General features: G+C 69.7%; 13 protein-coding genes. 10 read left to right on the top strand and 3 right to left on the bottom strand.

Annotated elements, in window-relative coordinates; translation table 11 throughout:
* Positions 1 to 17: 17 nt before the first annotated feature.
* The gene (gene flgF / locus AZL_RS30510) at positions 18 to 749 is read right to left on the bottom strand and encodes a flagellar basal-body rod protein FlgF (protein ID WP_012978223.1); all 732 of its coding nucleotides are present in this window, start codon (positions 747 to 749) and stop codon (positions 18 to 20) included.
* A 167-nt stretch (positions 750 to 916) separates the two neighbouring features.
* Between flgF and AZL_RS30505 the strand changes: the two genes are divergently transcribed.
* The 9 genes from AZL_RS30505 to AZL_RS30465 all read left to right on the top strand — a co-directional run bounded on the left by AZL_RS30505 (position 917) and on the right by AZL_RS30465 (position 11,452).
* The gene (locus AZL_RS30505) at positions 917 to 3,253 is read left to right on the top strand and encodes a hypothetical protein (protein ID WP_247894568.1); all 2,337 of its coding nucleotides are present in this window, start codon (positions 917 to 919) and stop codon (positions 3,251 to 3,253) included.
* Positions 3,254 to 3,355: 102 nt separating this feature from the next.
* The gene (gene motA, locus AZL_RS30500) at positions 3,356 to 4,243 is read left to right on the top strand and encodes a flagellar motor stator protein MotA (RefSeq protein WP_012978221.1); all 888 of its coding nucleotides are present in this window, start codon (positions 3,356 to 3,358) and stop codon (positions 4,241 to 4,243) included.
* A 6-nt stretch (positions 4,244 to 4,249) separates the two neighbouring features.
* Positions 4,250 to 5,293, top strand: a complete 1,044-nt coding sequence (locus AZL_RS30495; protein ID WP_012978220.1) for a flagellar motor protein MotB — start codon at positions 4,250 to 4,252, stop codon at positions 5,291 to 5,293.
* A gap of 273 nt (positions 5,294 to 5,566) precedes the next feature.
* A complete protein-coding gene (locus tag AZL_RS30490; protein WP_012978219.1) occupies positions 5,567 to 6,850 on the top strand; it encodes a flagellar hook protein FlgE in 1,284 nt (427 codons plus the stop codon).
* 22 nt (positions 6,851 to 6,872) lie between these two features.
* Positions 6,873 to 8,270: a flagellar hook-associated protein FlgK gene (gene flgK, locus AZL_RS30485; protein WP_012978218.1), complete on the top strand. Its 1,398-nt coding sequence runs from the start codon at positions 6,873 to 6,875 to the stop codon at positions 8,268 to 8,270.
* Positions 8,271 to 8,274: 4 nt separating this feature from the next.
* Entirely contained in the window at positions 8,275 to 9,378 is a 1,104-nt protein-coding gene (locus AZL_RS30480) for a flagellin (RefSeq protein WP_012978217.1), read from the top strand.
* 11 nt (positions 9,379 to 9,389) lie between these two features.
* A complete protein-coding gene (locus AZL_RS30475; RefSeq protein ID WP_012978216.1) occupies positions 9,390 to 10,562 on the top strand; it encodes a flagellar basal body P-ring protein FlgI in 1,173 nt (390 codons plus the stop codon).
* Between the two features lie 15 nt (positions 10,563 to 10,577).
* On the top strand, positions 10,578 to 10,937 hold the full coding sequence (locus AZL_RS30470; protein WP_012978215.1) for a rod-binding protein: 360 nt from the start codon (positions 10,578 to 10,580) through the stop codon (positions 10,935 to 10,937).
* Positions 10,934 to 11,452 carry a hypothetical protein gene (locus AZL_RS30465; RefSeq protein ID WP_012978214.1) on the top strand — a complete coding sequence of 173 codons (519 nt, stop codon included), beginning with the start codon at positions 10,934 to 10,936 and terminating at the stop codon, positions 11,450 to 11,452. The genes AZL_RS30470 and AZL_RS30465 overlap by 4 nt, the downstream gene beginning before the upstream one ends.
* Positions 11,453 to 11,455: 3 nt before the next feature.
* Here AZL_RS30465 and AZL_RS30460 read toward each other — a convergent pair whose 3' ends face one another.
* Together AZL_RS30460 and AZL_RS30455 are read right to left on the bottom strand one after the other, a co-directional pair.
* The gene (locus AZL_RS30460) at positions 11,456 to 12,031 is read right to left on the bottom strand and encodes a hypothetical protein (protein WP_012978213.1); all 576 of its coding nucleotides are present in this window, start codon (positions 12,029 to 12,031) and stop codon (positions 11,456 to 11,458) included.
* Between the two features lie 132 nt (positions 12,032 to 12,163).
* The gene (locus AZL_RS30455) at positions 12,164 to 13,174 is read right to left on the bottom strand and encodes a CorA family divalent cation transporter (RefSeq protein ID WP_012978212.1); all 1,011 of its coding nucleotides are present in this window, start codon (positions 13,172 to 13,174) and stop codon (positions 12,164 to 12,166) included.
* A gap of 319 nt (positions 13,175 to 13,493) precedes the next feature.
* On the opposite strand from AZL_RS30455, the gene AZL_RS30450 reads away from it, so the two are divergent.
* Complete coding sequence (locus tag AZL_RS30450) at positions 13,494 to 14,063, top strand: GNAT family N-acetyltransferase (protein WP_012978211.1); 570 nt, start codon at positions 13,494 to 13,496, stop codon at positions 14,061 to 14,063.
* Positions 14,064 to 14,087: the final 24 nt, after the last annotated feature.

Genomic DNA, 14,087 nt, shown 5'->3' with positions numbered 1-14,087 from the left:
CTCTCCCTTCCGGAGGGTTAAGAGGATTTGCCGAGGCGGTTGATGGCGGAACGCAGCAGGTCCTGCCCATCATCCACCATCCTGGTCACCGCCTGATAATCGCGGGTCAGGTCCATCATCCGGCCGATCTCGACGATGCCCTGCACGTTGGAGCGCTCGGTCTTGCCCTCGACCAGACGGGTGTCGGGGGCGGGGCGGGGTTCCAGGCCGGCGGGGGGATCGAACAGCAGGTCGCCGGTCTGCTTCAACGCCTGCGGGGTGTCGAAGCGGAAGACGGCGATGCGGGAAACGACCGTGCCGTCGGCCGACAGCAGCCCGTCGGACCCGATGCTGATCTTGCTGGACTCGGAGGGAATGACGATGGGCCGCCGGCCGTCGTCCAGCACCGGATAGCCGTTGGGGCCGACCAGCGTGCCGTCGGCGTCGCGGCGCAACCGGCCGTCGCGGGTGTAGCGCACGCCGTCCGGCGTCTGCACCGCCAGGAAGCCGTCGCCGTCCAGCGCCACGTCATAGGGGTTGCCGGTCTCGGTCAGGGCGCCGGGGCGCAGATCCGTATAGGTGGCGCGGTCGATGGTGAAGGCGATGCGGTCCGTCGGCTTGCGCCCGCCGGCCTCCATCGCCGCTTCGAACAGGGTGCGTTCGCCGCGGAATCCGGCGGTATTCATATTGGCGACATTGTTCGCGACGACGTCCAGCTGCCGCCGCAGCGCCATCTGGCGCGACAGTCCGATGTAAAGCTGGTTCTCCATCGCCGAACACTCCGGTTTTGAACTCCGCCTTAATCTGGACGAGGCAGTTTAAAGCCGGGTTTCAACCTGGGCCGCTCCCAACGCTACTTGCCGGGGCTGGATCGGGTTTGGCGATCATTTCGATAAAATGCGAGACGACTGTGATGAAACGGCGCCCGGATGCTGGATTGACGCTTGGTTCGACGCTGGTCCTCGCCCTGCTGTCGGCGCCCGGCCCGGCGCAGGCCGCCATCCGCGCCCAGCTCGGCGACCATGACGAGTTTTCGCGGCTGGCGCTGACGGTGCCGAAGGGGGTGGAGCCGGCGGCGGTCGTCGACGGCTGCGTCCTGCGCATCAGCGTCCCCGATCCGCAGCGCTGGCCGCTGGCCAGCCTGCGCGACGGCTTCTCCCGCCGGCTGTCCGACTTCGTGGCGGCCGATGGCGGGCGCAGCCTGACCGCGACGATCCCCTGCGGCGCGCGCATCACGAGCGTCCTGGAACGCCAGACCCTGATCGTCGATGTCGGCGGTCCGCCGGTTCCGGGCGTCAAGCCGGGGGCGCCGGGGGAGGCCGTCATCGCCGCCGATCCCGAACCGCGGAAGAGTCCGCTTCCGGCCCGAAGCGCCAGTCTGGCCGATGTCGCGGAGGCGCTGAACCCCATCGGCACGGCGAGTGCCGCGGCCGTCACACTCCCTCCCCCCGACCCTCTCCCCGCCGTCGCCAGCCTGGAAGGCGAAGTGCGCGACAGCATCCAGCAGACGCTGCGCCAACTGGAGCGCATGCCCGACCGCGCGGCCAAGCCGCCCCCCCAGGCCGCCGAGCCGCCCAAGCCCCCGGCTCCGCCGCCGATCGGGGCGATGGATCTCGCCGGCTGGGCCGGCGAGGACTTCAACCGCACCCGCGAGGCGCTGCAATCCGCCCTGACCACCGCGCAGGGGCGGGCGCGGGTCGATGCGCAGACGGCGCTCGTCCGCTTCCTGCTGGCCCATGCCATGGATGAGGAGGGGCGCGCGGCGCTGGAGACGGCGGCCAGCATGGCGCCGGCCCCCGACCAGCGCTATGGCCTGCGCATCCTGGGCGACGCCTTCCGCGCCCTCGACCGCGAGGAGTCGCCGGACGACAATCTGTTCGTCCAGTTGCCGGCCGGAACCATGCCCGACCATCATGTCTGGCGCAGCGTCGCCTTGGCGCCGACCCGCTGGGCGGCGGCGAAGGAGGGGCTGCCGATCGCGCTCCGCCGGCTGCTGGACTATCCCGCCGACCTGCGCAGCCGGCTGCTGACCACCCTTGCCGCCGCGGCGGATGCGGCCGGGGACGGCGCCGCGCTGAACCTGATCGTGCTGGAGATGATCACCGTCGATTCCAAAGGCATGGCCGATGGCCGGCTCGACTATTTCCGCGGCCGGCTGGCGGAACTGAAGGCGCCGCCCGGCACCGCGCCCGAGGCGGCACTGGAGCGCTATGACGCGGCGGCGGCCTTGCGTCGCGGCCCCTTCGCGCGCCGGGCGGAGGTGCGCGCCATCGAACTGCGCCGCGGCCTGGGCCGGCTGGACGAGGAGGACGCCATCGCCGCGCTGGAGGCCCTGCGCTTCGCCTGGCGCGGCGACGATATCGAGACCGACGCGCTGGCGGCGCTGGGAAGCGCCTATGCCCGCAGCGGCAGGACCGACGCGGCGCTGGACATCTTCGGCCTGCTGGGGCGGCGCTTTGGCGCCACGGCGCGCGGGCGCGATGCCCTGACCGCCGGGCGCGGCCTGCTGGCGGCGGTGCTCGACCGGCTGGAGCGGGCGCCGCCGGGCGGGCTCTATGCGCTGGCGTTGCAAGCGCGGCATGGCCGTCTGGTGGCGCTGGCCGACACAGCCGACGGCGGGCTGCGTCTGCGCCTCGCCGGCCTGCTGCAACGTGACGGCTATGGGCTGGAGGCGACCCGCATCCTGCATGCGCTGACGGAGCGGGCGAGCGGCTCGCGCCGGGCGGAGCTGGGCGCCAGGCTCGCCCGCGCCCTGATCGACGGCGGGCGCGAGGGCGAGGCGCTGGATGTGCTGGCCCGCAGCGGCGGCGCGGAGCTGGAGCCGGCCCTGGCCGAGCGCCGGGCGCTGTTGCGCGCCGACGCTTTGCTGGGCGACGGCGACACGATGCGGGCGCTCGACGCGCTGCGGGGGGTGGGTGGAGCCGAGGCGGCGCGTCTGCGCGCCCAGGCGCTGTTCTCCGCCGGCGAGTGGCAGGCGGCGCGCACCGCCTTCGCCGGGTTGGCCGCCGAGTTGGCCGCCGCCGGAGCCGAACCGAGCGCGGACGATCTGGCGCTGCAAGGGGTGTCAGCCTATCTGGCCGGGGACGGCGAGGGCCTGCGCGGCTTCGGCGACGCCCAGCGGGCGCGTCTGGCCGGCACCCGCTGGGCCGGGCTGGTCGATGCGCTGGCGCCACCGCCCGCCGACGGACCGCTGCGCGCGGAGGCGGTGGAGCGCGACCTCGCCACCGCCGGCGCGCTCGACCGGCTGGCGCGGGCGTGGCGGAAGAGCCCCTGACTTTTGGGACCTGAACCGTAAAGCCGCTTTAAACGGCGGGCTGTAGCGTCGGCGAGGCGTGCCCCCGGTCACGATGGCCTGTGCACATCCGGAGAAGACAACATGCGCTTGATGTTCGGGTTGATCGCGGTGTTCGCCAGCGTGCTCGGCGGGTTCTACGCCATGGGCGGGCGGATGGCGGTGCTGTGGCAGCCGGTGGAGATCGTCATCATCATCGGCGCCGGCATCGGCGGCTTCGCCATCGCCAACAGCCCTGCGGTGCTGCGCGACACGCTGCGCGCGGTGGCCGCCATCGCCCGCGGCCGGGCGACGCCCAAGAACGACTATCTCGACATGATCGCCCTGGTCTATGGCCTGCTGCGCGTCGCCAAGTCCAAGGGCATGTCGCAGATCGAGGCCGACATCGACAAGCCGGCCGAAAGCCCGCTGTTCACCCAATATCCCAACGTCCTGCGCTATGACCGCTGCATCAGCTTCCTGTGCGATTACCTGCGCCTGATCGCTCTCGGGCAGGACAACCCGCATGATCTGGAATCACTGATGGCGGAAGAGCTGGAAACGCTGGGCCGCGAGCTGAATCAGGTGCCGAAGGCCTTGCAGAACCTTGCCGACGCGCTGCCGGCGCTGGGGATCGTCGCCGCCGTGCTGGGCGTCATCAACGCCATGGGCGCCATCAGCGAGGCGCCGGAGGTGCTGGGCCGGATGATCGGCGGGGCGCTGACCGGCACCTTCCTCGGCGTGCTGCTGTCCTACGGCATGGTCGGCCCGATCGCCAGCGCCGCCCGCCAGCGCCGCGAATCGGAGCTGAACATGTATTTCTGCATCAAGGCGGCGCTGTGCGCCTATCTGCGCGGCAGCCCGCCGCAGGTCTGCGCCGAATATGCCCGCAAGGTGCTGTACACCGACATCCAGCCCAGCCTGGCCGAGGTCGAGGTGGCCACCTCCCTGTCGTCGCAGGCGAAGGCCCGCGACGGCCGTCAGGCGGCGTGACCGGCCATGCCGCGCAAGACCGCCCTCCCCCCGATCATCGTCAAGCGGCATCTCGGCAGCCATGACGAGGAGGAGCACAACGGCACCTGGAAGCTGGCCTATGCCGACTTCGTGACGGCGATGATGACCTTCTTCCTGGTGATGTGGCTGATGAACATCACCACCACCGAACAGCGCAAGGGGATCGCCGATTACTTCAATCCGGTCGCGGTGTCGCAGAGCAATTCCGGCGCCGACGGCATGCTCGCCGGCCGGTCGGTCGACAAGAGCGGATCGCTGACCACCCCGAACGCCGCCGGCGATCAGGCGAGCCCGGTGGCCTCGCCGCCGGTGGTGGCGTCGGTCGGCGACAGCGACCGCCAGCCCGCCGGCCGCAAGGACCCGATGCCGCACCCGCCGGGCGGCACGGTTCCGCCGGTGGATCTGCTGCGCCCGGCCAGCGAGAGCGCGCCGGGCGCACCCGCGACGGAACCCCCGGCTCCCCAGATGGCTCCCCAGATGGCTCCCCAGGCCTCCGCTCCCCAGGCCACCCGTGCGGAGCTGGAGGCCCTGCTCGAACGCCAATCCTCCGAACTGGGCGAGAAGGTGGCGCTGGAGTCGCTGGAGCGCGACCTGCGCCAGCGCATCGCCGCATCGCCGGACCTGAACGCCCTGCAAGGCAGCCTGGTGATCCAGCAGGTGCCGGAGGGCTTGCGCGTCCAGCTGACCGACCAGGCCCGCTTCTCGATGTTCAAGGTCGGCTCGGCCCAGATGAACGACCAGGGCCGCCGGCTGATGCGCATGGTGGCGTCGGCGCTGGCGGCGGTGCCCAACCCGATCGGCATCACCGGCCACACCGACGGGCTGGGCTACGCGGCGGACGCGAAATACGGCAATTGGGAATTGTCGAGCGACCGCGCCAACGCCGCGCGGCGTGAACTGATCGCCAGCGGCATCCCCAACACCCGCATCGTCCGCGTCGAGGGGCGCGCCGACCTCGACCATTTCGGCGCCGGCGGCCCGCTCGACCCCAGCAACCGGCGGATCAGCATCACATTGCTGCGGCGGTAGGGGGAAATGTCGCGAAGGAGTGGCGGCAGTCCCCTCCCTCGCGGAACGCGGGGGAAGGTTAGGGATGGGGCAATCGGAGTCAGCACCTCAGCAAAATGAAATCCAAATACATTTTAACAAAACCCCTCACCTTTTCCTTTAAAGCCCCTTTAAAACCCCTTCGCTACCGTTAACCCCGCCAGTCATCCGCGGAGAAACCCGGAACGCGCAACTCCCCCTCCGTTCGCCGTCACTGCGACGGCCCGTTCGACGGTTGACCAGAGGATTCCAAGGATGAGCCTGTACAGCGCAATGCGGTCCGGTGTCAGCGGCATGGCGGCGCAAAGCTCGCGCCTCGCCGCCATCTCCGACAACATCAGCAATTCCCAGACGGTCGGCTACAAGCGGGCCACCGTGGATTTCTCGACCCTGGTCACCGCGCCCGGCGATCGCACCAGCTATTCCGCCAGCGGCGTTCAATCCAACCTGCATTATCAGATGCAGCAGGATGGCACCCTGCTCGGCACCGGGTCCTCCACCGACATGGCGATCAGCGGCGATGGCTTCTTCGTCGTCGGAAACCGGGCCACCGGCACGCCCGACTATGCCCTGACCCGCGCCGGAAGCTTCCTGCCCGACGACGGCGGATTTCTGCGCAACACCGCCGGCCAGTATCTGCAAGGCTGGAAACTGGATCCGAACGGCAATCTCGGGGCCGTGAACACCACCCGTTTCGACGACCTGAAGACCATCAATGTCGGCAATCTCGCCTATGGCGGCAGCCGCACCACGAAGATGGGACTGACCGGCAATCTGCCGGCCCAGGCGACGGCCGGGACCAACTTCACCACCACCACGACCTTCTACGACAGTCTGGGCGAGGCGAAGGATATCCAGTTGAACTGGAAGATGATCGTGCCCCCCGATTCGGCCGCCACGCCAACCCCGATCGACGGCAAATGGGAACTGACGGTCACACCACCCGGCAACTACACGGTGACGCCGACCGGCCCGCAGAGCATCACCTTCGCGTCGGTCGGTCCCAATGCCGGCATGATGGTGGACGGATCCGGCAATCCGCTGGGCTCGCTGCCCTTCACCATCACCTCGCAGACCAGCACGACCTCGCCCACGCCTGACAGCTTCACCCTGAACGTCAGCGACATCACACAGTTGCGCGGCGACTACGTGCCGCAGATCACGGCCGACGGGGCCAAGGCGGGGCGCGTCACCTCGGTCAATGTCGACGGGACCGGCAAGCTGTGGGCCCTCTACGACAACGGGGCGCGGCAGGCGCTCTATCAGGTGCCGGTGGCCAACGTCACCAACCCGGACGGTCTGGTCGCCCAGACCGGCAACACCTTCACGCTCGGCCGCGACAGCGGCACCCTGACCCTGTCGGCCGGCAACAGCGGCAAGGCCGGCTCGGTGGTCGGCAGCGCGCTGGAGCAGTCGAACGTCGACATCGCGACCGAACTGGTCTCGCTGATCGAGACCCAGCGCGCCTACTCGTCCAGCGCCACCCTGGTGCGCACGACCGACGAGATGGTCGAAGAAACCACGCGCCTGAAACGCTGAGCCTTAAGCGGGAATCCCGGCCATGAGCGTTCAACTCGCCCTCACCGCCGCGCTGTCCGGCCTGCGCACGACGCAGCAGCAGGCGGCGATGCTGTCCCACAACCTCGCCAACGCCACCACCGCCGGCTATGTGCGGCGCGAGCTGGATCTGAGCGCGGTCACCACCGCCGGCCGCGGCGCCGGGGTCCGGGTGGACGCGGTCGCCCGCAAGGTCGACGAGCTGCTGATCCGCGACGCCCGCTTCGAGACCAGCCGCTACACCGGCCAGCAGGCGCGGGCGTCGGCGCTGGCCGACTATGCGCTGGTGCTGGGGCAGCCGCAGGACGAGAAATCGGTCTCGACCCAACTGTCGAAGTTGCAGCAGGCCTTCTCCCGCCTGCATGACATGCCCAACGACGATGCCGCCCGCAACGCCGTGGTGTCGCAGGCGTCGGCCCTGGCGGACGGGCTGAACCGCAACGCGCAGGCGGCGCAAACGGTGCTGGCCGACGCGAAGGACCGGTTGCAGACCTCCGTCGATGCGGTGAACGGCTCGCTCCAGCGCGTCAGCGAGCTGAATGGCCGGATCGCGACGCTGGAGACGCGCGGCGGCGATGCCGGCGACCTGCGCGACGAGCGCGACCGTCTGCTCGATCAGGTCTCGCAGGAGATCGGCATCCGCACCTACAGCCGCGAGGACGGCCAGATGGTGGTGATGACCCGCAACGGCCAGACCCTGCTCGACCACCCGCTGGCGCCGGGCGAACAGCCGCTGACGCTGGTCGGCGGCGAGGTGACGGCCAACGGCGTCGCCCTGTCGGCCAAGCCCGACAGCGAGATCCAGAGCGGCCGCATCATGGGCTATGTCCAGACCATCAAACAGGACATGCCCCGCGCGCTGGCCCAGCTGGACGAGTTGGCCGCCGGTCTGGTCCAGGGCTTCCAGGGGGCGGAGGCCGATCCGACCAAGCCCGGCCTGTTCACCGATGCCGGTGCGGCCTATGGCGCCACCGCCGGGCTGGCCTCGCGCATCGCCGTCAACGGCGTGGTGAAGACGGAAAGCTGGCGAATCCAGAGCGGCGTGCAGGCGGCCGCCGCGCTGAAGCCGGGCGACCAGACGCAGATCGAAAAGTTCCAGGCCGTCTTCACCGCCGCCCGCGGCTTCACCGCCACCGACATGCCGGCTTCGGCGACGCTCGGCAGCTACGCCACCGCCATGGTGTCGGCCCAGCAGGGCTACCGCACCGGTGCGGAGTCGGAGATGAACGCGCGCAAGATCAGCGCCGACACGCTGGAAAGCGCCCGCATCAACCGCGACGGCGTCAACATCGACGACGAGATGCAGAAACTGCTGCTGATCGAGCAGAGCTATGGCGCCAGCGCCCAGGTGGTGCAGGTCGCCGGCCGCATGATCGACGTCCTGCTCCAGATCAAGGGGTAAGCCGATGCTGTACAATGCCCTGTCCACGTTGGGGATGAGCCGGACGCTGCAAAGCACCATGACCCGGCAGCAGCTCGATCTCACCCGCGCCAACGAGGAGGTGGCGACCGGAATCCATGCCGACGTCGCCGCCACCATCGGCGCCGGCACCGGCCGCGACATAGCACTGCGCAACCTGTTCGACCGCACCGACGAGTATGTGAAGACCACCGACCTGCTCGACGGCCGGATGAAGATGATGGACAGCGCGATGACCAGCATCCTCACCTCCGGCACCGATCTGCTGGCCGCCGCCTCCACCGGGCTGGGGCAGCAGTCGCCGACCGGCAGCTCGCTTCAGATCCGGGCGCGCGGCGTGCTGGATCAGGTGGTCGGGCTGCTGAACGCCTCGGCCGGCAACGTCTACCTCTTCGCCGGCACCGCGCTGGACCAGCCGCCGATGCGCAACGTCGATGGCGACAAGTCGGGCCTGCGCGCGCCGATGCAGATCGTCCGCGACGCCATCCAGTCGGCCACCGGCGGCCCGGCGATGCCGACCACGGCGGCGGAGACCGCGGCGGTCGTCGCCCGGCTCGACGATCTGTTCGCCGTGCGCGATCCGGCGACGCCGGCGCCCGCCCCGCTGACCGATACCTTCGAAGGCGGCTTCTACACCGGCACCACGGCGCTCCAGCCCGGCGGCACCGCATCGCCGCGGGTCAGCGGCCAGCCGGCGGACTCCGCCGCCATCGCCTATGGCGTGCAGGCCAACGACCCGATGATGCGGCAGATGCTGGAAGGCATCTACATGCTGGCGGCGGTCGACAGCTCGAAGATGGATGTCGACGCCTATCCCGACTACATCAAAACGGCGGTGGACAAGCTGTCCGGCGGCCTCGGCAAGCTGCGGGAGGCGACGGCCCAGCTCGGCATCCAGCGCGCCCAGGTGGCGACGCTCGCCGAACAGCACAAGACGCAGAAATCGATCCTCAGCCTCCAGATCGACACGCTGGAAGGCGTCGATCCCTACGAGGCAAGCACGCGGATCACCCAGCTGGAGGCGCAGATCGACGCCACCTCCAGCGCCACCGCGCGCATCGCCAAGCTGCGCCTGACCAACTACCTCTAGGCCGCATCACCATGAGCCCCGGCATCCAGGCCCCCGTTCCGCGCCGGCTCCGGCCCGCCCGCAGCCGCGTTCCCGCGCGGGTCGCCGGATTGCTGCTGGCGCTCGCCGCGGCATTGGCGCTCCCGCCCGCCCCGGCGGCGGCGCAGACGCGGGTCAAGGATCTGGTCACCTTCGACGGGGTCCGCCGCAACCAGCTGGTCGGCTACGGCCTGGTGGTCGGGCTGAACGGTACCGGCGACCGGCTGATCAACACACCCTTCACCGAACAGAGCCTGAAGGGGATGATGGAGCGGCTGGGCATCAACACCCGCGGCGAGACGCTGCGCACCCGCAATGCCGCGGCGGTGATGGTGACGGCCAGCCTGCCGCCCTTTCCACGCCAGGGCACCAATGTGGACGTCACCGTCTCGGCGCTGGGCGACGCCACCAGCCTGCTGGGCGGCACGCTGGTGGTGACGCCGCTGCTGGGCGCGGATGGCGAGGCCTATGCGGTGGCCCAGGGGCCGCTGTCGGTCAGCGGCTACACCGCCGGCGGCGCCGCGGCGACGGTGACCAAGGGGGTTCCGACCACCGCCCGCATCGCCAACGGCGCCACGGTGGAGCGCGAGCTGAAATTCGCGCTGAACGACGTCGGCGCGGTGCGCATGGCCCTGCGCAACCCCGACTTCACCACGGCGATCCGCATCGCCGACGCGGTGAATAGTCGTCTCGGCGCCGGCAATGCCCGGGTGGTCGACCTGACCACCGTCGATGTGCGGATCACCGGCTCCTATGTCGGCAACGTTTCCCGCCTGATCGGCGAGATCGAACAGCTGCCGGTCCGCCCCGACGCCATCGCCCGCGTGGTGGTGGACGAGCGCAGCGGCACCATCGTCATCGGCGACGACGTGCGGGTCAGCCGCGTCGCCATCACCCAGGGCAACCTGACCGTCCGCGTCGTCGAGACGCCGCAGGTGTCGCAGCCGCAACCCTTCAGCAACGGCTCCACCGTGGTGGTGCCGCGCACCGACGTGCAGGTGCAGGAGGGCAACGGCCGGCAATTCGTGACCGTCGGCGGCAATGTCAGCCTGCAACAGCTGGTCAACGGGCTGAACGCGCTGGGGGTGGGGCCGCGCGACATGGTCGCCATCCTCCAGGCGATCAAGGCCGCCGGCGCCCTGCACGCCGATCTGGAAATCATCTGACCGCGGGAGACGACGATGGACATCGCCGCGACACCCCTCCGTTCCACGGCCGCCACCAGCCCGGCGCCGGCCATTCCCGGTAACGCCATCCCCGGCACCGCCATTCCAAGCCCGGCCGCCGCCGACAAGGCGGCGAAGGAGTTCGAGGCGATGCTGGTCGGCCAGCTGATGGAAAGCATGTTCGCGGGCATGCGCGAAAGCCCGCTGTTCGGCGGCGGCGGGCCGGCGGAAAAGCCATGGCGCAGCATGATGTTGCAGGAATATGGCAAGGCCATCGCCCAGTCCGGCACGCTGGGCATCGGCCGGATGGTGCATGACGAGATCGCCCGCCTTTACGCCGCCCAGGCGGCCACGCGCATGGAGCGGGGAGCATGAGCGTCACCCTCAAGGACCTGATCCACGAATTCGCTCCCGACCACCGGCCCGAGCAGGCCGAGGCCGAGGGGCCGGCCGCCCCCGATCCCGGCTATGACGGCGCGACCGCGCTGCTGGTGCGCGACTTCCTCGACGCGGTGGAGGCGCTGGCGGCGGTGCTGGAGGAGGAATCGGCCTGCATCGCCGTCGGCATGCTCGACCGGCTGGAGGCCTTCGCCCACCGCAAGGCGGCGATGGCCGAACAGCTGGAGGGCGCCGTGACACGGGCGCGCGACGAGGGGATCCGCCTGCCCGACGATCTGCGGGCGATGACGCTGGAGCGGATCGACCGGCTGGAACGCGCGGTGTCCGTCAATGCCAGCGGGCTCGTCGCCCTGCGCAAGGCGGTGCTGACCATCAACCGCAACCTGCTGGCGGCGCTGGAAAAGGCGTCGAGCGACGGCACCTATGCCCGCGACGGGCAGGCCCGGCGTCCGGTGGAACTCTCGGCCTCCGGCCTGAACGCGACGCTGTAACGCCTAACCGCGGTCCTTCACGCTCGCCAGCTCGCCGGCCTGCTCCAGCTTGATGATGCAGGCGACCAGCGCCCGCTGGAAGCCGCGGGCGTCGGACGGCAGGGACACGCCGGCGCCGGTCGGCCAGAACTCGACGAAGGCGAGGCCACCGTCTCCCGCCCCTTCTCCGCCCCCGATCCCGGCCGCGCCGGGCCATTCGAAGGCGATGCCGATGCCGATCTCCCTGGTCGTCCGCCGGTGATCGGTAACCAGGATCTGGGCCTCCCAATGCATGCCGCCGCCACCGCGCTCGGCCCGCTGCTGGCTCCAGGTTCTAAGATAGTCACGGAAACTCTCGGACCGGCGGTCCAGCCGCACATAGCTGGAGCGATCCGTCACCGACTGCGCCAGCCGCGTGCCGTAGCGGGCCTGGGTAAGCGCCCGCGTCACCTCCGCGCACAACTCCTCGATCAGCGTCAGGCTGCGCCGCACGGTGTCGGCCAGAGCGGCCGCAAGCTCCGGCCCTGTCAGGGCCGCCTTGCCCTGGTCCTTGCGGTAGATGTCGAAGAGATCGTCCGAATCGCCCATCGCGGTCCCCATGGCCGTCCCATCCGGCGGCCTTGGCTTACCTTATCCTTCGACCGGGCGACCATGCGCAACAGGTTCGAGACAAAACCGTCCCATCCGCTCATGGTGGAGTCGGGAAGGTGGTTCCGCCGTCACGCGATGCGGTTACCGGCGCGGACGCAGGAAGAACAGCATGGCGAGGCCGGACAGCAGGATCGACAGCATGACCCACCAGAAGGAATGCGGCGACACATGGTCCTCGGGACCACCGACGCCGGGCACCCCCATCACATTCATGCCGAAGATGCCGGAAATCAGCGTCATCGGCGCGAAGATCACCGTCACCACCGCCAGCACATGCAGGCTGTGGTTCTGCTGGTCGGCGACACGGGCCAGAAGCTCGTCCTGCAGCACCTTGGCCCGGTCCTGCAACGCCTCGATGTCATAGAGCACGCCGGCGAACTTCTCCACCGCATGGCCCAGGCGGGCGCGGTCGTCATCGCTGATCCATGGCACGCCGCTGTTGGCGAGACGGGCCAGCGCCACCCGCTGCGGCGACACATGGCGCCGCAGCCGGACGATCAACTGGCGCAGCTGGCCAAGGCGCTGCCGGGCGAGCTGGTAGCGTTCGGTGAGGACGGTGTCCTCCACCTTGTCCAGATCGGCTTCGGCCCGCGTCACGACATCGCCCAGCGTGTCGGCCAGCATGTCGATAAGGTCGGCCATCAGTTCGGCGGTGCTGCCGTAGCGGCCCTGGTCGTGCAGCGACTTGCGCAGGCGGTCGATCGCCTTCAGCGGATGCCGCCGGCAGCTGACGATCCGGCGTTCGTCCATGAACAGCCGCAGGGCGCCGATGTCCGACGGCTCGAAGTTGAAGTCGTAATGCATGTCGCTCAGCACGGCGAGGAAACCGTCATCGAACGGCTCCAGACGCGTGCGGTCGTCGTTGGCGTCCAGCAAGATCTCGCGCGCGAACTCGTCGAGCCCGCTCCGCCGGTCCAGCCAGTCGCGCGCCCGCGCCGAGGCGAGGTTGAAATGCAGCCAGAGCACGCCGTCGGTGCGCCGCTCCGCCGCGTCGATCTCTTCGAAGGACAGCGGAACCGGCGGCGCATCCGGGGTCAGGAAATAGCCGCAGATCATGTCGGTGCCGGTATCGAGCCTGATGTGACCTGCCATGCCCGGCGACCCTTCCGTTGCCTGTTCTCCGGCGGACTGCCGGCGGGCGACAGAATAGGTCAATGGAACGGCGGTGCAAATATCTCCGGTGACTTCACCGGCCCGGAAACCGACTGCAACAGGATCGTAGCAATATTGTCATCAAGCTGTCGCGCGAATGCGGCATCAACGCGCAGGCGCCAGGGTTTGAACAGGGGGCGTTTGGACAGGGGGCATGACCGTGAGGACCGAGACCGCCACCGGCGCCCACGACGCGGACGCCCCCGACTTCATCCGCCCCGTCTCCGAAATCATCCGCTCCGGCATTGCCGTCCCGGCGGTGCTCGACCAGCTGCCGCCGGTGATCATCCGCCAGTCGACCGAGCTGGACGTGCCGGCGATGCTCGACATCTACGGCTACCACATCCAGCATGGCCTCGGTCCCTTCGACATCGAGCCGTTGCATCCCGAGGAGTTGAAGCGCCGCCGCAAGGCGATGCTGAAGCGCCGGCTGCCGCATCTGGTGGCGGAGAGCGGCGGCGCGATCGCCGGCTACGCCTATGCAGCACCGTTCCGCAAGCGCCCGGCCTACCGCTATACGGTCGAGCATTCGATCTACATCCACAAGGATTTCCAGGGCCGCCGGATCGGCCACCAGCTGCTGTCGACCCTGATCGACGCCTGCACCGCCGCCGGCTGCCGCCAGATGGTCGCCGTGGTGGACAGCGCCAACATCCCGTCGCTGCGCCTGCATGAGGCCTGCGGCTTCATACAGGCCGGCGTGCTGCGCTCGGTCGGCTTCAAGTTCGGCCGCTGGACCGACAGCGTCTTCCTTCAGCGCGCGCTCGGCTCCGCCGACGGCGCACTGCCCGACGACCATCGCGGCGGCACCGTCCAGGCCGGCGACTGACAGCTTTCCACCCCCCGGAGTTCC

The sequence above is a fragment of the Azospirillum sp. B510 genome, from assembly GCF_000010725.1.
Classification (GTDB): domain Bacteria; phylum Pseudomonadota; class Alphaproteobacteria; order Azospirillales; family Azospirillaceae; genus Azospirillum; species Azospirillum lipoferum_B.
This window is presented reverse-complemented; position numbering and strand designations above follow the sequence as displayed.